Raw genomic sequence first — 21,754 nt, forward strand, 5'->3', positions numbered from 1 at the left:
AGGAATAGTATTCAAATTTAAGTCTAATAAATAACTAAAATATATTAGCAGCAGTAATGTTTACGAGGCTTGCAAGGAGGTTCTGGTCTGCAAGGAGGTTCTGGTCTGCAAGGAGGCTCTGGTCTGCAAGGAGGTTCTGGTCTGCAAGGAGGTTCTGGTTTTCAAGGAGGTTCTGGTCTACAAGGAGGCTCAGGTCTACAAGGAGGCTCAGGTTTGTGAGAGTGCTTGTAGCATTCAATAGCTTTCTTGATAAACATTTCAGCTTTATCAAATAATTTTTCAGATTCAAATATAAGAGCAGTATATTCTTTCCATAATTTACTAGCTTTTATGCTATATTCATGAGATTTTACTGCATAATCATGACCAGCTTTTTCGTAATATTCAGCATGTCCCAAAAGTTCCTTAGCTTTAGCTTGAAGTTCTTTAGCTTTAGCATATAAAAATTCAGCTTTATGAGCTAATTCATCACATTCTTTAAAACAATGACAACTAGTTTTATAACATTCTAAAGCTTTCTTATTATATTTAGCAGCTTCAAACCCATATTTATCAGCTTCTTCATATAATTTATCTACTTGACGATATAATTCTTCTGCTTTTAGAAGATATTCTTTAGAATATTTCTTATATTCCATAGCCTTAGCTTCAGTTTCTTTAGCTCTATCAGCTATACCTTCAGCTTGTTTTTTAAAATTTAAGCCTTCAGCAAAATATCTTTTAGCTTCATCTTCATATTTTTCACAATCACAAGGTTTAGGAGGACAAGGTTTAGGTGGGCATGGTTTTTCTGGACATGGTCTAGGATTACATTTTTCATGTTCATATGAAGCATATTCATTAGATTCATAATAATTTTCTACTTCTTGATAAGGATACTCAGTATTACATTTATCATAAGGTTTCTTATAATCATTATACATTTAGATTCTCTCCTCTCAATTTAACAATATAGGCGTTTTTAAGTATATCACCTATCTAATTTTATAGTATGTAGTAATTATAAAATGTGTACATAATTTAAATAAAATAAATAAATTTTATTTAATGTTCCCCAACTAATTTATAAGTACTAATATGTTATAATTAGTGAAATAAGTTTTAAATGTGTGAGGAAATAAATATGAAGGATATTTTATTGATAGAAGATGATATTGATTTATCAAAAGAGATTTCCATATCTTTGGTAAAATGGGGCTTTAAAGTTATATTAATAAATGATTTTAGTAATATATTAAGTGAATATATGATTAATAAACCAGCATTAGTAATTATTGATGTAAACCTTCCTTTCTATGATGGATTTTATTGGTGTGAAAAGATTAGAAGTGTTTCTAAAGTTCCAATAATATTTTTATCATCAAGAGATTCAAATATGGATTTAATTATGGGAATTAATAATGGAGGGGATGATTATTTAACAAAGCCATTCTCTATTGAAGTTCTTATCACAAAAATAAATGCAATATTAAGAAGGGCTTATGATTACGTTAATACAGATAATATTATTTATTATAACGATATTATTTTTGATATAGAAAAAGGTATATTTAAATATGGTGAAAAGCAAATAGAGTTAACTAAAAATGAAATTAGGATATTAACATTACTTATTAGAGAAAGAGGAAAAATAGTATCTAGAGAAAATTTAATGCTTAGTTTATGGAATGATGATGAATTTGTAAATGATAATTCTCTAACAGTTAATATTACGAGATTAAGAAATAAAATTAAGGAAATTGGAATAAGCGATTTTATTAAGACTAAGAAAGGTGCAGGTTATATGGTGGAATGAATTTATTTAGGTTTATAAAAGAAACTAAGTTAAATATTTTAAGTTTTATAAGTATATTTTTAGTAACAAATATATATTTATTCTCGTTGAATTCATTTAAAGAACGCATAGAAGATATATTATATATAGACTTCATTGTTGCAATCATATATTTTGGAATTTATATAATTGAATATAGTAGATGGACTAAGAAATATAAACAATTGTATGAACTTGTATTAAATAAGAAAGATATAAAGGAAGAAGATGTAAGAGACATTTGTTTGGAGCAGGAAATTATAAGAAATGTAATTATAAATAAAGATAAAATTTATATGGACAAGTGCGCTAATTATGAAGAAGCACTAAAAGATATGGAAGAATATATTTCAAAATGGGTCCATGAGATAAAGCTACCAATATCAGCGTTAAATATAGTAAATGATAGAGTTTCTGATATTGAACAAAATAAAAGTATTAAAAATGAGGTAGAAAAAATAAATTTTTTAGTTAATTCAGTCATGTATGGAAGTAGAACTACAGCATCATCAGAAGATATATTTATTAAATTAGAGAATATAGAAGAGATAATAAAGAAAGCAATAAAAAATAGTGCCTTTTTTCTTATAAAAAATAATATTGAAGTAAATTTAAAAAATTTAAATTATAATGTATATACGGATTCTAAGTGGATGACATATGTTGTAGAGCAGATTATAAATAATGCCATAAAATATTCTAAGGAGAATGGTAAAATAGAATATTATTGTATTGAAGACAAGGATTTCATTATGCTTGTAATAAAAGATTATGGAATAGGAATAGAAAGAGAAGATTTAGAAAGAATTTTTGATAAAGGTTTTACAGGTAGTAACGGAAGAAATAAAATATATAAATCAACAGGAATGGGTTTATATTTTGTTAAAAAAATTATAAACAAATTAGAACATAAGATTGAAGTAGATTCTGAAAAGGATAAATATACAGAATTTAAGATTTACTTTTATAAAATATCTGATTATCTTAAAGTTACAAAAATGTAACATACAGGCTTTAAATGTAATCTTAAGTGAGGGATTCTAAATTGGATACCTATTAAAATATAAGTAGATTCAAATTTAGGAGGTATTTTATGAAGGAAGTATTACAAATAAGGGATGTTGCTAAAGAATATGGGATAAAAGGATTTAGAGCAAAAGTGCTAGATAATATAACTTTTACGGTTAAAGAGGGAGATTTTATCTCTATAATGGGGCCATCAGGAGCTGGGAAAACTACACTTTTAAATATCATGGCTACACTTGATAAACCTACTAAAGGTAATATCACATTAGATGGTATAGATATAATAAATATAAAAAATAAAGAATTATCAAAAATAAGAAGAAATAATATAGGTTTTATATTTCAGGACTATAATTTATTAGACAATATGAATTTAATGGATAATATAGCACTACCATTAGCATTAGGGAAAAACAAGACTAGAGAGATTGAAAATAGAGTGATTGAAATGGCAGAAATATTTGGTCTTAAGGAACATTTGAAAAAATATCCTTACGAATTGTCAGGAGGCCAAAAACAAAGGGGGGCAGCCGCCAGAGCATTAATTACAAATCCAAAGATAATATTTGCAGATGAGCCTACAGGTGCATTAGATTCAAGAGCGTCTTCAGATTTATTAGAGTGTTTAAACAGAGTAAATACTGAAAAAAAAGCAACGATAATAATGGTTACCCATGACCCTTTAACAGCAAGCTATACAAATGAAGTTTATATGCTTAATGATGGAAATATAAAATGCAAACTTAATAAAGGAGATAGCAGGAAGGATTTTTATGGAAGGATAATAGATATGTTAGCTTCCATAGGAGGTGCATCTTAATGAGCATATTTAATATAGCTTATAATAATTTCAAAAATAACATAAAAGTATATACAATGTTTTTTATATCAATGGTATTTTCAGTAGTTATATTAAGTAATTTTTTAGTATTAATGCATGGAGATACAATAAAGTATATAGATAAAATAAATAGTGAGCATTGTAGCGATTTTTTGAAGGTAATTACTTTTATTTTATTAGTTTTCATGTTTTTCTTCATATGGTATTCATCAAATATATTTTTAAAGAAGAGAAAGAAAGAGATTGGTATATATGCCTTTATGGGATTAGATTCTTATGTGATAGGAAAGATATATTTTCTTGAGACAACTTTTATAGGATTAACTTCTTGTCTATTAGGTACAACGCTTGGAATTGTGCTTTCTAAATTTTTTCAAGTAATTGTTTTAAAGGTTGCAGGGTATAACTTGGATGTTTCTTTTGATGTAACTCCAAGGGCTATAATAGATACTATATGGATTTTTATGACCATATTTTTAATAATAACAATAAAAGGTTTTATAAATATTGTTAGAAGTAGAATAATTGACCTTTTAAATGCTAATAAGAAACAAGAAAAAATGCCTAAGGTAGGACTTTTTATATATCTCTTATCAGTTATATCAATAGCGTTTATTGGATATGGATACTATTTATCAACTAAAGGTATGTTATATATTGTAATTGTTACAGTTTTAATAGTAATAGGAACTTATGGATTATTTGCAGCTGTGATACCTATAATATTTAATTTTTTAATTACCAAAAAAACTATATTATATAAGGGTGAAAATATAATAACAATAAATAATTTAGCTTATAGGTTCCAAAAAAACTATACAACATACGCAACTATAGCAATTATAATAGCAGCTACAACGACTGTTTTAGGAACAGCAGTTTCTATGAAGAGTACTTATGATCATTTAAGAGGCAATATGACCTTATATACCTTATCTTTTCCTTCTTTTGAAAAAATAGATAAGGATAATATATTAAAAATAGTTTCTAAAAACAATGAAGTAAAAGACACTGTTTATAGTGAAGCGTTATTTATTAATGAAAAGATTAAAACTGACACTAATTTTAAAATAGATGATATCTTAGTAATAAAATATGATGAACTTATTAGGATACTTAAAATTAATGGAGAAGATGAAGTTGTTAAAAATTTAAGTGGAAATATTGTTAAGGAAAAGGGATGTATTTATATACAAAAACCTGGAACTATAATAAGTTTAATAAATTTTTTGCCTCAAATATATATAAGCGATAATAAATACAGTATTAATGGAAAAGTAAATTGTAAGGTTTTTGGAACAGCGTTGGATAACAGTTTGATTGCTGTTAATAATGAAGAATATGAGAAACTAAGAAAAACAGCACAAACAATTAATTTTTATGGAGTTAGGTTAAAAGATTCAACAAACTTACAAAAGGTGGTAAAGGAACTGCAAACAGTAGTTAATAATAAGACAACAGGTATATATTATGGAGAAAAAGATTTGGGAAATATAGAGTGGCTCAAATTTATTTATGCTATAGGTTCTTTTTTATTTTTAGTTTTTATATTGGTTACAGCAAGTATAATATATATGAAAGTATATAGTGATGCAACAGAAGACAGGGGGAAATATAAAATACTGCTAAGTATAGGTGTATCAGAAAAAGACATTACGAAATCTATTATAAAAGAAGTTGTAGTATTTTATATTATTCCATTAGTAGTAGGCGCTGTTCATAGTTATTTTGCTATTAAGATGGAAGGAGACTTTCTAAATCAAAATTTGAGTAATATATATTTAATAAGTATAGGAATATGTACAATGGTATTTGGACTTTGCTGTATAATATCTACTAATATATTCAAAAAAATAGTTACTTCATAAAGTTGAATTAATTCCGAATTTCTTATAATAAATTGGAGAAAGATTAAAAAAATTATATAATAAGAAAAAAATAAAAATGTTATAAGTAAGAATAATAGAAAATATATATAATAAAAAAGACTGCTTTTAAATTTTAAGCAGTCTTTTAAATTCATAAATATTATTTTATCTAAAAGTAGTGTTAAGTGCTTTTAATAAATTTCTTACACTATATTTTTAATATTTTTTGATATAAATAGTTTTTTTGTTTGTAAATATAATAAAATTTTGGAATATAATTATATTTTTGATTTATGTTTAAAGTAAGGTTTATAAGTAATTAGAATTGACATTAGATAGTTAGAATTTTTATATAAAAAATCTAATTATAAGACAACTAAAGACACTGAAAAAAAAATTAATTTAAAAAATTGAAAACGTTATAAAAAATGAGGGAAAAGTATTGTAAAATAAATCTTTATATACTATTATATGGATATATGATGATAAATGCATAATTAAACATTGTTATGTAAAAAAATGACATTAAAAAGCGCTAAAAAAAGATTATTGAATTGTATTTAGTAGTTAAAGGCCTAAACTTCTAAATACAAATAATAATAAATTTCATGAAAAATAAGGGGGAAAGAAAATTGATCAAGCGCAAAAATTCTTTAAAAGGAAACTGTGCAAAAGTTTTAGCAGGTGTATTGGGAGTAATGATGATAATACCAATTAATTGCACCGCAAAAGCAGAAACAAAAGGCGAAGTAGATACAAATAGCAAAAGAATAGTGACATATTTTCCAGAATGGGGAATATATCCAGGTCATAATGGCTATGAAGTTTCAGACATACCTTGGGATAAAGTAACTCACGTTAATTATGCATTTGCAACAATAAAAGATGGTAAAGTTGCAATATTTGATAATTTTGCAGCAACAGAAAAGAGCTTTGGAGAAAAATGGGATTCACCATATAAGGGAAACTACGGACAAATTAAAAAGTTTAAACAACAACATCCTAATACTAAAGTACTAATATCAGTAGGAGGTTGGTCTCAGTCAGGTGGATTCCATGATGCAGCTGCAACTGAACAGAGCAGAAAAGTATTTGCAGATAGTGCAGTTGAATTTATAAGAACATGGGGATTTGATGGAGTAGATATAGATTGGGAATATCCAACATTCAAGAGAGATGGAGATAAAGTAGACAATCCTAATGATCAAGGAACTCCAAAAGCTGATGAAAGTGAAAAGCAAACATTTACTTTACTTTTGAAGAGTTTAAGAGAATCTTTAGATAGTGCATCAAAAACTGATAATAAAAAATATCAATTAACTGCAGCTGTAGGTTGTGGACAAGATAAGATTGAAAAAACAGAACCCGATAAATATGCTCAGTATCTAGATTTCATAAATGTAATGACTTATGATATGAGAGGAGCATGGGAGAACAAAACAGGGCATCAATCACCTTTATATAAAAATCCATATGATCCGTCAAGTCCTTTAATAAAGGAAAATTATAATGTAGATGCAGCAATGAAGAAATTTGAGTCTTATGGAATATCAAAAAATAAATTAATAGTTGGATCACCATATTACTCAAGAGGATGGACAGGTGTTAAAAATGATGGTCCTATAAAAGATCTACCAGGACTTTTTGCAACTGCTACTGGTGGTGCAAAAGGAATATGGGATGGAGGTAGAGCAGCAGGAAATCATCCGTTCTATTATCTTAAATCAACTTTAGAGAATGATCCAAGCTTTAAAAAATATAGAGATCCATATTCAAAGGTTCCATATTTGTATAGTGAATCTAAGGGTGAAATGTATACCTATGAAGATGAAATAAGTTTATGGGAAAAAGTTAGTTATGTTAAACAAAATAATTATGGTGGAATAATAGCTTGGGAATTATCAGGTGATTATCCATCAAAGGGAAGTACCTTAACAGATGTTATATATAATGGCTTTAAGAATAATTTACCACCAGTTGTAGATCCAGGAAAGCCAACGGATCCAACTAGCCCAACAGATCCAACTAACCCAACAGATCCAGTAAAACCAGATGCAAATGCATGGGTTGTTGGTAAGGATTACAAAGCTGGAGATGTAGTTTCATATAAAGGAAAGAATTATACATGTCTTGTATCTCATACATCATTAGAGGGATGGGATCCTGTAAGTGTAGCTTCTTTATGGAAATAGTATAAATTAATTTTCGCCTCTATCCTTTTTTAAGATAGAGGCGATTTTGATTTGATTTATTAAATTTAATAAGTTACTGGTAACCCGTTAATAGTGATATTTGCAGGTTTTATATTGCCAACATTTCCAGCACATGATCCACCAAAAGTATAGGATCCTCCTGGAGCTAATGAATTAGCCCATGAAGGTGGAGTAACTTGATATTTATTTCCACCTAAACTTTTAAAGTTACAATCCCAAAGTTGAGTTATCTTTTTATCAAATGTAAAAATTAAAACCCAATTATCTATAGGGGTTAAAGAATTATTTTTTATTGTAAAAGATATATTGGCACCAGAACCCCAATCGGAAGTTACCTTGAAATCTAATTTATTGTTAGAATCTATAGGTGTTTTATTAACTACAACTGATATTGAATTGGATGATGTAGAACCAGCAGAATTTATTAAATCGGCTTTATAGGTATAGGTTCCATTATCCTTATTGGCTAAATCTAGTGAAATTTTAGAAGCGGTATCTATTAAAAGTTTATCAGATTTAATTACAGAATTATTCTCATAAATTTTATATTCAGTTCCTTTATGATTAGCAGGTAGGTCAAGTGTTACAGTATATTGTCCATTATTAGAACTTGATGTATTACTAGATAGTTTTGGGGCTAATGGTTTAGGTAGCGGAGAATTTGATACTGAAACATCAATAGAGTTTGACACAGATGTACCAAAATTATTTATTAATTCAGCTTTGTAAGAGTATTTTCCGGGTGTCTTGTTAGTCGCTGCATAGGATATTTTAGTAGAATTATTAGATGTTAATTTATCAGTTTTAACTACAGAATTATTTTCATAAATTTTATATTCAGTTCCTTTGTGGTTGTCAGGTAAATTAAGAGTAACAGTGTAATTACCATCTGTTGATGAAGTTGTAGATGCTGTTATAGAGGGAGTGACAGGTTTTTTATCATCTATAATTACCGAACTTCCAACTTCATATTCTGACGCATAACCATTTAATACCATATTTTGAGGAGTACCAGAAGTTTTTAATATCATTTCACCATCTAATAAGACTGTCTTTCCAGTTGGTAAGGCACCTTGCCAACCAGGAGTTACTGTAAAATGAATAAGGTCACCTCTAACTTCAGTCTTATAGTCATATCCCCAAGCACTCTTTAATAATACAGAATTTGGTATGTCGAATTCAAGTTTCCAATCTGCAGGGATAGCTTTTCCAGTGTCGTTTTGAATATACAATTTAAATTCGTTAAAAGGATGATCAAATTTATCTTCTATTCCTACATTAAATTTAGCTGTAGGTAAAGTATTAGTTTTAGGATTCACAACAAGTTGTCCAGCTTTATCAAAACTGTTTTTAGCTATAGATGTTAAGGTATCACCAACTGTAAAGTCACCATTACTATCAGTTGAGTAATCACCATCAATTTCCCAAATCATTACTCCACCTAAGTTTTTATTAATAACATAGTTAACTTTTTCTTGCATAGATTGCTCATCTTCAAAACTTAGCCATACCTTTTTATTTTCATTCCAAACATATGGAACTTTAGAAACATCATCCCAATATCTTACATAGCCAAGACTTTTATCTTTTAAAAGATTTTTTACATGCCATAATGGATTAGATCCACCAGGTTCTTCAGCATTATCTATATAGTCAGCCCAAATATTATCAATTCCTACAGCTCCATCGCCGAGTTCATGACCAGGAGTTTTATTTATCCAAGCTTCTCCATAAAGTCCACCAGGATAACTTGAAGGTTTAACGTTTTTCCATCCTCTAGTATAATAAGGGATTCCTATATTAATCTTATCAGGGGAAATTGCACCTTCATAATATTTAACTGCCCAATCTGTATTTAAATAAGGATAGCCTATTTGGGAAGTTTCAGGATCTCTAGAATCAGCATAAAGTGCAGCGTTATGTCCTACATAACCATTCCAAGACCCGTGTAAATCATAGGTCATTAGATTGACGAAATCAAGATATTGTAAGTATTCTCCTTTTCCCATACCACCAAGAATCCAAGCTGAAGCAGTCACAGCAGCAGAAAGAGTATACTTTTTGTTATCCTTTACAGAAGCTTCATCAAGTTTAGTCCTTAAAGTTTTCATTAATTCTACATAATCACCGTAAAGTTGTTTTTTTAAAGGTTCAGAGATTTTAAAGTCTTTTGGGTTACCAGCTTCAGAAACTGAGGTAGGATATTCATAGTCTATATCTAGTCCATCAAAGTTGTAGGTCTTCAAAAAGTCAACGCAACTATTAGCAAAGGTATCACGACCTTCTTGAGTGGTAGCCATTTTATAGAAACCAGTGGTATCAGTCCAGCCACCAACAGAAATAATAGTTTTTACATTAGGATAGTTTTTTTTGTAAGAATTTAGTACATTGAAATGTCCTTTGTAAGGGAAAGCATCAGTTTGGCCTGGGAAAACCTTTTCAATAGCGGCCTCTTTATCACCAAAATCAATCTTATTGGTACTTTGATTAACGTTAGCAAAGGCATAATTGATGTGAGTTAGTTTGCTCCAAGGCATTTTATCAACTGTATAATTTTTGTGTGAGTCTTGTTTAAAGGCCCATTCAGGAAAATAAGCAATTACATTTCTGTCTACTTTTTTTGATTCTTGTGTACTTAATGAATCTTTAGTTTGGGAAGTGTTTTGTGCAGCAAAGGCATTTGTAGAGAAGCATGGAAGAAGTGATACCGAAAAAGCCACCGCACTGATAACGGAAATAAACTTTTTACTTTTCATATTATACCTCCATATAATATAATTAAATTTATTGTAGTGTACAAAATAATTGTATTACAAAAATATGTAAAATATAAGTACTTATTGATATATTTAAGAATATTTTTATTGACAATATTTGATAAAATTTTTAAAATCAAAACTCGGAATAATATATAAAATTAAACTGCTCCCTTTCTAATTGACAGGAAGCAGTTCAAATTATACCTATGTTAAATTTGAATATAATTAAGACCTGTAAATTTCATCAACTTTTATATAGCCAGTATTCACAAGGGTATCTGTTATATTGGATCTAGTTACAAGTACAGGAGAAATAAATATTGTAGGAACGTTTATTTTACCATTATTTATACTTGCATTAGTAGCAATAAATTCTCCATTCATTAATTTTATAGAAGAATCTATTGCCGCTTTACCAAGTTCTCTAACATCCTTAAGAACTGTCATTGATTGAGTGCCATCTACTATTCTTTTGATTGCAGGTAATTGTGCATCTTGACCTGTTACAGCAACCTTACCAGCCAAGCCATGTTCTTCTAATGCTTTAATTACACCACTAGCTGTATTATCATTTGGAGCTAATATGGCATCAACTTTATTATTAGAATTTAATATATTATTTACTATATCATAAGCATTTTGGGGGTCCCAATTAATTATTTCTTGATCTGCAATTATTTTTATGGAGCCTATATCTACTAAAGGGCGAATATATTTCATTGCACCATCCTTATATAGTTTAGAATTATTATCATTAGGGTCGCCAGATAGAATAATATAATTACCTTTTGGAACATTATCAATGAGAAATTTGCCTTGAAGTTCTCCAACTTTTGTATTATCAAAGGATACATATAAATCTAAATCACTATTAAGTACAAGTCTATCATAAGCGATTACCTTAACACCTGCTTTTTTAGCTTTTTCAACAATTTCATATGCAGTCGATGCATTTAAGGGAGCTAAAAGTAATACATCTATACCTTGAGAGATTAAATTATCTACTTGTTTAGCTTGTAATTCTGGATCAGAGTTGGCATCTTCTATTTTCAAAGTAATATCCTTTGTACTAACATATTTTTCTAAAAATTGTTTGTCTGAAATCCATCTTGGTACTATTTGATTAGGTAAAGAAAGTCCTATTACTATTTGTTTTCTATTTTTGTCTATAGAATTATAGGTATATTCATATAGATTATTAATTTTGATTCCTAAAACATCTTCTTTAATATAGCAAATTTGAACTATAAAAAAATCGGGTAGTGATTTATACATATTAAATTTCCTATTTAATTATTAATACTATAATAAGCATATTCAAATATTAGTTGGTATAGTTCAGATTTATTTAAAAATAAAAAATAATTAATTTTAAGGGTTAATTATAGAAAATATTTTTATGATTTTTAATAAATTGATATAATTAAGATTATAATAAATAAGTAAAATAAGTTTTTGCAAATAGGAATGCTTTTGAGGAGTAGTTTTAATTAATTTTGAAAGTCAAGATCTAATATTTGGCTTTTCACTTAAGGAGGATTTTTAATTTATGAAATTTTACGATGAGCTTTCTAAGTATTATAAATATATATTTCCAATGTCAGAAGTTACATTAAATTTTTTAAAGGACAATATAGACAAGAATAAAAAAGTTTTGGATATTGCTTGTGGAAGTGGCGAATATACTATAGGTTTAAGCAAGTATGGATATAATGTTAAAGGGATAGATTTAGATGATTTAATGATTGAAAAAGCTAAAGAAAAAGCTATAGAAGAAGGGGTTAATGTAGAATTTAAAGTAGGAAATATACTTAAGCTTGATGAGGTGTTTAATGAAAGCTTTGGAGGGATGTTTTGTATAGGAAACTCTTTAGTTCATTTAGATAATATAGAGGAGATAGAAAAGGCTTTACAATTGATGAAGGATAAGCTTGAGGATAAGGGTATATTGATTATTCAAATTATAAATTATGCTAGGATTTTAAAGTTTGATTTAAAGAGTTTACAAACTATAAAAAATGAAGAAATAGGTATAGAGTTTATCCGTAATTATAAGAAAAAAGATGATAAAATAATATTTAATACTATACTTAAGATTAATGATGAAGAGAGTTTAGAAAATGATGTAGAGTTATTACCAATTACACATATAGAGTTAAGACCTAGTTTAGAAAAAGTAGGGTTTAAGAATATACAATTTTTTGGAGGATTTAATAAGGGGAAGTTTGAAGAAGATGAATCTATTCAATTAATTATTAAATGTGAGAAGTAATAAAATTAATAATTGATGATTTGAGGATATATTTGGATAATTATCGAGCAATAAGAATATAGTTTTAATAAATAGATAAATTTAAGGGAAAACAAATGTGGAAGAATATGGTCAGTAGTAATATAATTAAATAAATAAAAAATAAACTTTTTGAAAAGAGATAGTAGATAATGAAATTTAGCTAAAGAGAATCCCGAGTGGTGAGAAGGGATGCTGTAGTCATTATTGAATGGGTCTTTGAAAGGATATTCCGATATGTAGGGGTATACGGAGAGTCTACCGTTAAAAAGACAGGGTATCGAAGAAATTTCCGTACCTGAGATAGTGTAAAAACATAGGTGGTATAGCAAAGAATACACTTTGTCCTAGTTATAGGATGAAGTGTTTTTTATTTAATTTTGTAATATAGCATAGACTTATGAAGAGTTTTAGTTATTTGAAATATACAAAAAGAAGTAAGAAATTTTATGCAAGTACACTTATTTATTTTACTGAATTTGGGTGGCACCACGAGTCACTTCGTCCCAATGTAGGATGAAGTGGCTCTTTTTTTATGAAGGAAATTCCTTTTCATATCCATTTGAATTAATAAATTCAAATTAATAAATTAGAAATTTAGATTCTCACTTAAGTATTAAGTGTTTTTAAGACAAAAGTTTATTATTTATGGAAAAAGAAAAAGGGGGTAAAGTAAATGGTCAATTTATCTTGCGAAGAATTTAAAAAACTTAAGAATGAAGAGAAAAGTTTTTCGTTAGTAAGTAGTTTTAGAGGAGATGAAATTACTCCTATAAAATTGTACTCAAATTTAAATGGAAGAGAAAAATTTCTTTTAGAAGGAGGAAGCAAAGAGGGGCGGTTTGGTAGATATTCATTTTTTGGAGAAAAAGTAGAGAAGTATATTGGAAAAATAGAAAAAGTGAGTGAGATTTTAAATAAGGAATTTGTTAAAAGTACCAATCCTTTTCCTTTTAAAGGTGGAGCAGTAGGTTTTGTAGCTTATGATATATTACCAAAATTTCATAGTAAGCTTAGTTTTAATAATAAGGAGGATTTTGAACTTGAGGATATTAGATTTTTTATTGTTAAAGATTATATTTGCTATGATAGCTTTACGCATAAGGTTCATTTTGTAACTACTATTTTAAATGGAGAAAAAAGAGGTTATGAAGATATTATAAAAATGCATAAAAATCAATATGAATATTTAAGTAATTCTAGTAAAAGACAAGTAGAAGATTTTTCAGAAACTGATGTGTCATATTCACCTTCTAAAGAAGAATATTTAGAAAAGGTAAAAAAAGCAAAAAAATATATAAGAGAAGGGGATGTTTTTCAAGTAGTGATTTCAAGAAGGGCATATATTAAGACAAAAAAGAATCCACTACAAATTTATAGAAACCTAAGACAAGAAAATCCATCACCATATATGTTTTTATTAGAGTTTAAGGAGTATTCAATTTTAGGATCTTCCCCTGAAAGTTTAGTTAGAACTGAAGCAGGAAGGGTAATAACAAATCCTATTGCAGGTAGTAGAAAAAGAGGTAAGACAGAGGAAGAAGATTTAGAATTAGAAAATCAATTATTAAAGGATGAAAAGGAGAGAGCTGAGCATATAATGCTTGTAGACTTAGGAAGAAATGATATAGGTAAAGTTAGTAAAGTTGGTACGGTAAATGTTAGTGAGTCCATGAAGGTAGAAAGATTTTCACATATAATGCATATTTGCTCTACTGTTCAAGGGGAGTTACAGGAGGGATTAAATAGTTTAGATGCTCTTGTATCTATTTTTCCAGCAGGAACCCTTTCAGGAGCACCAAAGCTTAGAGCAATGGAAATAATTGAGGAATTGGAGGAGGTGAAGAGAGGTTTCTATGCTGGAGCAGTTGGATATTTTTCTTATGGAGGAAATATGGATATGTGTATATGTATAAGAAGTTTATTGCTTAAGGATGGCATAGCTTATTTACAAGCTGGAGCTGGTATTGTACAAGATTCAATTCCTGAAGAGGAATTTAAAGAAACTGAAAATAAGTTAAAAGCTTTAATGGAGGTAATAAAATGATACTTTTAATAGATAATTATGATTCATTTACCTACAATCTTTATCAATATTTAATGGAGTATATAGATGTTAGGGTGGTCAAAAATGACTGTATTACTATTGAAGAAATAAATAGCTTAAAGCCGGAAGGAATAGTGATTTCACCAGGACCAAAGGCGCCTAAAGACATACCACAGGTGAAGGAAATAATAAAAGAATTTTCGTCTAAGATACCAATACTAGGTGTATGTTTAGGGCATCAAGCTATAGTAGAAGTATTTGGAGGAAGGGTTATCCAAGCAAAAGAAATAGTACATGGCAAAACTTCACTTATAAAATTGAAGAACAGACCTTTATTTAATGGAATAAGAAAGAAGTTAAATGTTACTAGGTACCATTCATTAATTGCAGATAGAGAAAGTCTACCAGAGGATTTAGAAATCATAGGTGAAACAATTGAAGATAATATAATTATGGCTATAAAGCATAAAGAATATGATGTTTATGGAGTTCAATTTCATCCAGAGTCTATTCTTACAGAAAAGGGAAAGTTTATAATAATGAATTTTGTGGAGGAGATATGTCATGGAGATAGGGGCAATTATTGATAAATTAGCAAGGAAAGAAAATCTTACAGAAGAAGAGAGTAAAGAAGTTATGAGTTCAATAATAAGAGGTGAGGCTACATCTTCACAAATAGGAGGATATTTAGTTGGGCTTAAGGTAAAAGGAGAAACAACAGATGAGATATTAGGAGCAGTAAAAGCATTAAGAAGTAATATGATACCAGTTAATATAGAAGGTGAATATTTAATAGATGTATGTGGAACTGGAGGGGATGGAGGTAAGACATTCAATATATCTACTGCTACAGCAATAATAGCAGCTTCAGCAGGAATTAAAATTTCAAAGCATGGAAATAGGGCGATATCAAGTAAATGTGGTAGTGCTGATGTTCTTAGAGAGTTGAATATACCAGTAGACTTTGATGCTGAAAAAGGAGCAGAGGCAATAAAGAGGGTTGGAATGGCATTTTTATTTGCACCTAATTTTCATACAGCGATGAAGAATGTAGCAAAGGCAAGAGGAGAAATAGGGACTAGAACTATTTTTAATCTTATAGGACCACTAATAAATCCATCCAATTTGAAGGGACAATTAATGGGCATATATGATGGAAGATTATTAAAAACTGTAGGTGGAGTCTTGAAGGCTCAAGGTCTAGATAGAGCATTAGTAGTTCATGGAGAAGATGGATTAGATGAGATAACTATAACTACAAAGACAAAGGTGTGTGAAGTAGGTAAGTTTGGCATGAAAGAATATACCATTTCTCCAGAGCAATTTGGATTCAAAAGGAGACGATTAAGAGAAATATCAGGTGGGGATGCTGAAAAAAACGGTGAAATAATTCTAAAGATAATAATGGGAGAAAAAGGTCCATGCAGAGATGTTGTTGTTTTAAATTCGGCAGCAGCACTTTATGTAGGGAATAAGGTTGACTCATTGATAGAAGGTAAGGTATTAGCAGAAAGTTTAATAGATTCAGGAAAAGTCTATGATAAGTATCTAGAACTTGTAAGCTTCAATTAAGGAGAAAGAGCTATGATTTTAGATAAAATTGTTGATAAAAAGAGGGTTGCAATAGAAAAAAGAAAAAAATTTATTTGTATGGAAGAGATAATAAAAAAATCAGAGAATATGAATAAAGATTTTACAAATGAGTTTAAGAAAGTATTTTTAAAGAATGATTTTATTATAATAGGTGAGTTTAAAAAAGCATCACCATCAAGAGGCATTATAGTTGAAAACTTTGATATAGATGAAATAAAAAAAATATATGAAAAAATGGGGGTTCAGGCATATTCAGTTTTGACCGAAGAAGAATATTTTCTAGGTAAGGATGAATATATAAAAGAACTAAAAAACACATCAAATGTGCCTATTCTTAGAAAGGATTTTATAATTGATAAATATCAAATATATGAGGCTAGCATATTAGGGGCAAGTGCAGTTTTGTTAATAGTAGCAGTTTTAGGAAAAGAGCTTAAAAGCTTTTATGAATTAACAAAAAAGCTTAATCTTGAAGCTTTAGTTGAAATTCATAATGAGGAAGAATTAAAAATAGCATTAGATAGTGGTGTGGATATTATTGGAATAAATAATAGAAATTTAAAGACCTTTAAAACAGATATAAATACTACTAGAGATTTAATAAATAAAATTACAAAAGATAAGATAATAGTTTCAGAAAGTGGAATAAAAACTTTAGAAGATATAGAAAAAGTTAAAAACTTTGGAGCAAATGCAGTACTTATTGGAGAATGTTTTATGAGGAATATAAATAATATAGAATTTAAAAATAAAATAAGAGAGTTTTTAATAAATGTTAATAAAAATATGCGGAATAACTGAAGAATCTGAAGTTGAGTATTTAAATGAATTAACTCCTGATTATATAGGTTTTGTATTTGCAGAAAGTAAAAGGAAGGTAACGATAGAAAAAGCTATAAGGTTAAAAGATATATTAAATAAAAATATTAAAGTAGTTGGAGTATTTAAAGATTTACCAATTGAAGAGGTGATTTTAGTTTCAAAAGTAGTAGGATTAGATGTTATACAACTTCATGGTAAAGAAGATAATGATTATATTATTAGATTAAATGGTTTAAATAGAGAAATTTGGAAAGCGGTAAGTGTTAAAAAGGGCGAAAGAATAAATGAACATTATAACGTTGATAAAATGATTTTTGATGGGCCACAACCAGGAAGTGGAAAAGTTATAAATTTTGATGAAGGATTTAATCCAAGTAAAGAATTTATTATTTCTGGAGGATTAAATCCTGATAATGTTGTAGGTTTTTTGGCTATATCAAATGTAATAGGTGTTGATGTTTCTTCTGGAGTAGAAGAACTAAATAAGGAAGGATATTTTAAGAAAGATTATTTTAAATTGAAAAAGTTCATTGAAAGGGTGAGAAGTTATGAAAAATCTAAATATAAAGGGAAGATTTAATGAATTTGGTGGTCAATATGTACCAGAAACATTAATGAATGCATTGTTAGAATTAGAGAGAGAATATGAAAAAGCTTTAGCAGATGAAGATTTCATAAAAGAATATAAAAGTGTATTAAAAGAATATTCAGGAAGAGAAACGCCTTTATATTATGCTGAAAATATGTCAGAGGAATTAGGACAAAAGATTTATTTAAAAAGGGAAGATTTAAATCATACAGGAGCACATAAAATTAATAATACTATTGGACAAGTGCTTTTAGCAAAGAGAATGGGCAAGAAAAGTGTTATAGCAGAGACAGGGGCAGGTCAACACGGTGTGGCAACAGCTACAGTAGCAGCAAAATATAAAATGAAATGTAAGGTATTTATGGGGGAGGAGGATATAAAAAGGCAAGCTCTTAATGTAAAGAGAATGAGATTATTAGGTGCAAAGGTTGTACCAGTAACATCTGGTTCAAGGACACTTAAAGATGCTGTAAATGAGACAATAAAATATTGGGTACAAGAAGTGGATACATGTTTTTATGTATTAGGTTCAGTACTTGGACCACATCCATATCCAACTATGGTTAGAAATTTTCAGAGGATAATAGGTGATGAAGCAAGAGCTCAAATACTAGTTAAGGAAGGAAAACTTCCAGATTATATAATAGCTCCAGTGGGTGGTGGAAGTAATTCGATGGGAATATTTTATCCATTCATAGAGGATAAGGGGGTAAAACTTATAGGAGTTGAAGGTGGAGGGAAAGGAGTAAATACAAACTTTCACTCTGCAACTATGAGTAAGGCAGAAAAGGGAATATTACATGGTATGTTAAGTTATGTTCTAAAAGATGAAGATGGAGAAATATCGGAAGCTTATTCTATATCGGCAGGACTTGATTATCCAGGTGTAGGACCAGAGCATGCTTATTTAAAAGAGATAGGGCGAACAACATATACTTCGGTAGTAGATGATGAAGCTATAGATGGATTAGTTTATTTAACAAGAACAGAGGGAATTATTCCAGCATTAGAATCAGCTCATGGAGTTGCATATGCAATAAAACTTAGCAAAGAATTAAGAGATAAAGGGTCTTTTAATAATATTATTATAGTTAATATTTCTGGAAGAGGAGATAAGGATATGGAAAGTATCTTTGAGTATTTGGAGGGAAAAAATGAATAGAGTGGAAAGTAAATTAAAGAATTTTAAAATTGAAGATAGAAAGGCATTAGTTGCTTTTATAATAGCTGGATATCCTTCTTTAAATGGTACCAAAGAACTTGCTTTAAACTTAGAAAAAGAAGGGGTTGATATCTTAGAAATAGGAGTGCCCTTTTCAGATCCACTTGCAGATGGACCTGTAATATCACAGGCTTATTATAATACTTTAAAAAGTGGATTTAAGACAAAGGATTTATTTTCTCTAGTAGAAGATATAAGAAAAGACTCAAATATACCGTTAGTAGTAATGGTTTATTACAATATAGTTTATTGTTATGGTGTAGAAAAATTTATAAATAATTTAAAGAAGGTAGGTGTAGATGGAATAATTGTCCCTGATATACCATTAGAAGAAAGAGAAGAATTGAATACTTATTGTAATAATTTTGATGTTATATTAATTCCGTTAGTAGCACCAACTTCAAAAGATAGAATAAAAAAAATAGTTAAAGATAGTAGAGGGTTTACTTATTGTGTTTCAGTAAAAGGAACTACAGGAAAGAGTATAGTACTTACTGATGATTTAATAGACTACATGAAATTTTGTAGGAATGCATCACATAATCAATGCTTCTTAGGTTTTGGAGTTGATTCTAAGGAGAGTGTTAATAAAGTAAAAGAGCATTGTGATGGGGTTATTATAGGAAGTGCTATTGTAAAAAGATTGAATAGTGATGAAGAATTTGATAAGAATTTAAGAAAAATAAGAAGTTTTATAAGAGAAGTAAGGAAAGAGATGGATAAAGACTAAAATGGTAATATTTTAAATTAATAAAAAACATGGTATGTATTTATGCCATGTTTTCTTTATTTTTAAGGAAAATAAAAAATATAAACCTATTATTATAGAATTGTACAAAAGATATGATGATTATGGTAACCTAAGTGAAATATCATATTCAGATAAAACAACATTTAAAACAAAGTATAATGGTGGAGGCAGATTATTAAAGGAAGTTTAAAGAAAATCACCACTAAGAATGGTACTATTAGTTATGAATATGACTTATTAAACAGATTAACAAATGTAACAGACAGTAATAATAAAGTTACTTCATACACTTATGATAATAACGGAAATAGAGATACTTTAACTTATCCAAATGGAATAACTGTTAGGTATGATTACAATACTTTAAATAGACTAGTAAAAGAAACTATAACAGATAAAGATGGAAAAGTTATAGATAGTTAAGCAATAGAGCTTGGAGCTGCTGGAAGCAGAAAGAAAATAACAGAAGCAGATGGAACAAGATATTCTTTATTTGATGGAATAAAGAATGTAAGAGCCTTAGCAGATGATTCAGGTAAAGTTACAGATAAATATTCTTATGATGGATTTGAAAATCTATTAACTAAAGAAGAAACAACAGAAAATGCCTACTTATACAAAGAAAGAAAAGAGAGGTATAATATACTTTATACAAAAGTTTTTTATAATTTCATATAATACTAAAATTTATGAATATAATTTATAGATGAAATAGGTGATATTTATGATATTAAGTGCAAGTAGAAGAACTGATATACCTGCATTTTATAGTGAGTGGTTTTTTGAAAGAATCAAAGAAGGTTACTTTATGGTTAGAAATCCGATGAGTCCTAATCAAGTTAGCAGAGTAAGCTTAAGCCCTGCTATAGTAGATTGTATTGTGTTTTGGACTAAGAATCCAAGACCTATGATGGATAAACTTAATGAGTTAAAAGCTTATAATTATTATTTCCAATTTACTCTTAACTCTTATGATACAAGTTTAGAATTAAATGTACCTTCAAAAAAATATCTTATAGAAACTTTTATAAAATTATCTAAAGCTATAGGTAAGGAGAAGGTTATATGGAGATATGATCCGATTGTATTAACAGATGTATTTAATAAAGAATATCATTATAAATGGTTTGATTATTTAGCATATAAGTTAAGTAAGTATACTGATAGGTGTGTAATTAGCTTTTTAGATTTATATAAGAAGACTGAACGTAATTTAAGAGGAATTAATGTTAAAGTTATTACAAAATTAGACATGGAGGAAATGGCAAGTGAATTATCTAAAATAGCATCAAAGTATGGATTAACTATTGAATCTTGTTCAGAAGATATTGATTTATATAAATTTAATATAAAGCATGGAAAATGTATAGATGATAAAGTTATATCAAAGATTATTGGTAGTAAAGTCAGTATTCCAAAAGATATTAATCAGAGAGAAATTTGTGGATGTGTAAAAAGTGTTGATATGGGGGCTTATAACACTTGTAGGCATGGGTGTTTGTATTGTTATGCAAACTATAGTGAGGAAGCTGTAAGTAAAAATATAATGGTACATGATAAAAAATCATGTTTTATTATTGGAAAGTTAACTTTAAAGGATAAGGTTTCTGATAGAAAAGATAAGGTTTATACTTCTACTCAAATAGGTTTTTTTGATTAGATATAAAGATATGCATAATAAATATTTATAATTTTAAGATTGTAAATATTACAATAAAAGATGGTTATCGTTATTATCTATAGTAATAAAGGTATAGGATATATAGTTTAATATGACTATATATCCTATACCTTTTTTATATAGAAGGGTATAATGAAAATTAATGGAAAATGACGATAAATTCACAAAATATTTACTGATAAAATGAGGTATGATATTATTAAATTTAGCGATACAGCAATTAATTTATTATGGAGGCT

The 21,754-nt window shown here is 28.4% G+C and carries 18 protein-coding genes and 2 pseudogenes; 17 read left to right on the forward strand and 3 right to left on the reverse strand.

Annotated elements, in window-relative coordinates:
• Positions 1-161 precede the first annotated feature (161 nt).
• A complete protein-coding gene (locus BUB01_RS23460) occupies positions 162-923 on the reverse strand; it encodes a hypothetical protein (protein WP_200802859.1) in 762 nt (253 codons plus the stop codon).
• A gap of 200 nt (positions 924-1,123) precedes the next feature.
• On the opposite strand from BUB01_RS23460, the gene BUB01_RS08300 reads away from it, so the two are divergent.
• The 6 genes and pseudogenes from BUB01_RS08300 to BUB01_RS23960 form a co-directional block, all read left to right on the forward strand.
• Positions 1,124-1,795, forward strand: a complete 672-nt coding sequence (locus tag BUB01_RS08300) for a response regulator transcription factor (protein WP_072986234.1) — start codon at positions 1,124-1,126, stop codon at positions 1,793-1,795.
• The gene (locus BUB01_RS08305; protein WP_072986235.1) at positions 1,792-2,817 is read left to right on the forward strand and encodes a sensor histidine kinase; all 1,026 of its coding nucleotides are present in this window, start codon (positions 1,792-1,794) and stop codon (positions 2,815-2,817) included. Before BUB01_RS08300 ends, BUB01_RS08305 begins: the two co-directional genes overlap by 4 nt.
• A gap of 89 nt (positions 2,818-2,906) precedes the next feature.
• Entirely contained in the window at positions 2,907-3,659 is a 753-nt protein-coding gene (locus BUB01_RS08310) for an ABC transporter ATP-binding protein (protein WP_072986236.1), read from the forward strand.
• Positions 3,659-5,548: an FtsX-like permease family protein gene (locus tag BUB01_RS08315; RefSeq protein ID WP_072986237.1), complete on the forward strand. Its 1,890-nt coding sequence runs from the start codon at positions 3,659-3,661 to the stop codon at positions 5,546-5,548. Before BUB01_RS08310 ends, BUB01_RS08315 begins: the two co-directional genes overlap by 1 nt.
• A 698-nt stretch (positions 5,549-6,246) precedes the next feature.
• A pseudogene (locus BUB01_RS08320) lies at positions 6,247-7,572 on the forward strand (glycoside hydrolase family 18 protein); the annotation flags it as partial.
• Positions 7,573-7,620: 48 nt separating this feature from the next.
• Positions 7,621-7,740 (forward strand): annotated as a pseudogene (locus tag BUB01_RS23960) (carbohydrate-binding protein); the annotation flags it as partial.
• 65 nt (positions 7,741-7,805) lie between these two features.
• On the opposite strand, the gene BUB01_RS08330 reads toward BUB01_RS23960, so the two are convergent.
• Both BUB01_RS08330 and BUB01_RS08335 read right to left on the reverse strand, forming a co-directional pair.
• Positions 7,806-10,517: a glycosyl hydrolase family 18 protein gene (locus BUB01_RS08330; RefSeq protein ID WP_072986238.1), complete on the reverse strand. Its 2,712-nt coding sequence runs from the start codon at positions 10,515-10,517 to the stop codon at positions 7,806-7,808.
• Between the two features lie 228 nt (positions 10,518-10,745).
• Positions 10,746-11,795: a sugar ABC transporter substrate-binding protein gene (locus tag BUB01_RS08335; RefSeq protein WP_072986239.1), complete on the reverse strand. Its 1,050-nt coding sequence runs from the start codon at positions 11,793-11,795 to the stop codon at positions 10,746-10,748.
• Between the two features lie 274 nt (positions 11,796-12,069).
• On the opposite strand from BUB01_RS08335, the gene BUB01_RS08340 reads away from it, so the two are divergent.
• The 11 genes from BUB01_RS08340 to BUB01_RS08385 all read left to right on the forward strand — a co-directional run bounded on the left by BUB01_RS08340 (position 12,070) and on the right by BUB01_RS08385 (position 21,494).
• Positions 12,070-12,792, forward strand: coding sequence for a class I SAM-dependent methyltransferase (locus tag BUB01_RS08340; RefSeq protein WP_072986240.1), 723 nt, complete (start codon positions 12,070-12,072; stop codon positions 12,790-12,792).
• Between the two features lie 694 nt (positions 12,793-13,486).
• On the forward strand, positions 13,487-14,857 hold the full coding sequence (locus BUB01_RS08345; protein ID WP_072986241.1) for an anthranilate synthase component I family protein: 1,371 nt from the start codon (positions 13,487-13,489) through the stop codon (positions 14,855-14,857).
• Entirely contained in the window at positions 14,854-15,444 is a 591-nt protein-coding gene (locus tag BUB01_RS08350) for an anthranilate synthase component II (protein WP_072986242.1), read from the forward strand. The genes BUB01_RS08345 and BUB01_RS08350 overlap by 4 nt, the downstream gene beginning before the upstream one ends.
• Positions 15,422-16,429, forward strand: a complete 1,008-nt coding sequence (gene trpD / locus BUB01_RS08355; RefSeq protein WP_072986243.1) for an anthranilate phosphoribosyltransferase — start codon at positions 15,422-15,424, stop codon at positions 16,427-16,429. Before BUB01_RS08350 ends, trpD begins: the two co-directional genes overlap by 23 nt.
• A gap of 12 nt (positions 16,430-16,441) precedes the next feature.
• Positions 16,442-17,251, forward strand: a complete 810-nt coding sequence (trpC, locus tag BUB01_RS08360) for an indole-3-glycerol phosphate synthase TrpC (protein ID WP_072986244.1) — start codon at positions 16,442-16,444, stop codon at positions 17,249-17,251.
• Complete coding sequence (locus BUB01_RS08365) at positions 17,223-17,852, forward strand: phosphoribosylanthranilate isomerase (RefSeq protein ID WP_072986245.1); 630 nt, start codon at positions 17,223-17,225, stop codon at positions 17,850-17,852. The genes trpC and BUB01_RS08365 overlap by 29 nt, the downstream gene beginning before the upstream one ends.
• Complete coding sequence (trpB, locus tag BUB01_RS08370) at positions 17,836-19,023, forward strand: tryptophan synthase subunit beta (protein ID WP_072986314.1); 1,188 nt, start codon at positions 17,836-17,838, stop codon at positions 19,021-19,023. The genes BUB01_RS08365 and trpB overlap by 17 nt, the downstream gene beginning before the upstream one ends.
• Positions 19,016-19,813, forward strand: coding sequence for a tryptophan synthase subunit alpha (trpA, locus tag BUB01_RS08375; protein WP_072986246.1), 798 nt, complete (start codon positions 19,016-19,018; stop codon positions 19,811-19,813). Before trpB ends, trpA begins: the two co-directional genes overlap by 8 nt.
• Positions 19,814-19,847: 34 nt before the next feature.
• Positions 19,848-20,024: a hypothetical protein gene (locus tag BUB01_RS23580; RefSeq protein WP_207649986.1), complete on the forward strand. Its 177-nt coding sequence runs from the start codon at positions 19,848-19,850 to the stop codon at positions 20,022-20,024.
• A 5-nt stretch (positions 20,025-20,029) separates the two neighbouring features.
• Positions 20,030-20,257 (forward strand): RHS repeat domain-containing protein, encoded by a 228-nt coding sequence (locus BUB01_RS24055; RefSeq protein WP_479723184.1) that lies wholly within the window; start codon positions 20,030-20,032, stop codon positions 20,255-20,257.
• Between the two features lie 301 nt (positions 20,258-20,558).
• Complete coding sequence (locus tag BUB01_RS08385; RefSeq protein WP_072986247.1) at positions 20,559-21,494, forward strand: DUF1848 domain-containing protein; 936 nt, start codon at positions 20,559-20,561, stop codon at positions 21,492-21,494.
• The last annotated feature ends 260 nt before the right edge of the window (positions 21,495-21,754 follow it).

The sequence above is a fragment of the Clostridium cavendishii DSM 21758 genome (genome assembly GCF_900141845.1).
Lineage (GTDB): Bacteria > Bacillota > Clostridia > Clostridiales > Clostridiaceae > Clostridium_AG > Clostridium_AG cavendishii.

What these genes read in the sequence shown, in the direction of transcription:
- BUB01_RS23460 (WP_200802859.1), bottom strand. Translation starts at nt 923, where the DNA reads ATGTATAATGATTATAAGAAACCTTATGATAAATGTAATACTGAGTAT.
- BUB01_RS08300 (WP_072986234.1), top strand. Translation starts at nt 1,124, where the DNA reads ATGAAGGATATTTTATTGATAGAAGATGATATTGATTTATCAAAAGAG.
- BUB01_RS08305 (WP_072986235.1), top strand. Translation starts at nt 1,792, where the DNA reads ATGAATTTATTTAGGTTTATAAAAGAAACTAAGTTAAATATTTTAAGT.
- BUB01_RS08310 (WP_072986236.1), top strand. Translation starts at nt 2,907, where the DNA reads ATGAAGGAAGTATTACAAATAAGGGATGTTGCTAAAGAATATGGGATA.
- BUB01_RS08315 (WP_072986237.1), top strand. Translation starts at nt 3,659, where the DNA reads ATGAGCATATTTAATATAGCTTATAATAATTTCAAAAATAACATAAAA.
- BUB01_RS08330 (WP_072986238.1), bottom strand. Translation starts at nt 10,517, where the DNA reads ATGAAAAGTAAAAAGTTTATTTCCGTTATCAGTGCGGTGGCTTTTTCG.
- BUB01_RS08335 (WP_072986239.1), bottom strand. Translation starts at nt 11,795, where the DNA reads ATGTATAAATCACTACCCGATTTTTTTATAGTTCAAATTTGCTATATT.
- BUB01_RS08340 (WP_072986240.1), top strand. Translation starts at nt 12,070, where the DNA reads ATGAAATTTTACGATGAGCTTTCTAAGTATTATAAATATATATTTCCA.
- BUB01_RS08345 (WP_072986241.1), top strand. Translation starts at nt 13,487, where the DNA reads ATGGTCAATTTATCTTGCGAAGAATTTAAAAAACTTAAGAATGAAGAG.
- BUB01_RS08350 (WP_072986242.1), top strand. Translation starts at nt 14,854, where the DNA reads ATGATACTTTTAATAGATAATTATGATTCATTTACCTACAATCTTTAT.
- trpD (WP_072986243.1), top strand. Translation starts at nt 15,422, where the DNA reads ATGGAGATAGGGGCAATTATTGATAAATTAGCAAGGAAAGAAAATCTT.
- trpC (WP_072986244.1), top strand. Translation starts at nt 16,442, where the DNA reads ATGATTTTAGATAAAATTGTTGATAAAAAGAGGGTTGCAATAGAAAAA.
- BUB01_RS08365 (WP_072986245.1), top strand. Translation starts at nt 17,223, where the DNA reads ATGTTAATAAAAATATGCGGAATAACTGAAGAATCTGAAGTTGAGTAT.
- trpA (WP_072986246.1), top strand. Translation starts at nt 19,016, where the DNA reads ATGAATAGAGTGGAAAGTAAATTAAAGAATTTTAAAATTGAAGATAGA.
- BUB01_RS23580 (WP_207649986.1), top strand. Translation starts at nt 19,848, where the DNA reads ATGTATTTATGCCATGTTTTCTTTATTTTTAAGGAAAATAAAAAATAT.
- BUB01_RS08385 (WP_072986247.1), top strand. Translation starts at nt 20,559, where the DNA reads ATGATATTAAGTGCAAGTAGAAGAACTGATATACCTGCATTTTATAGT.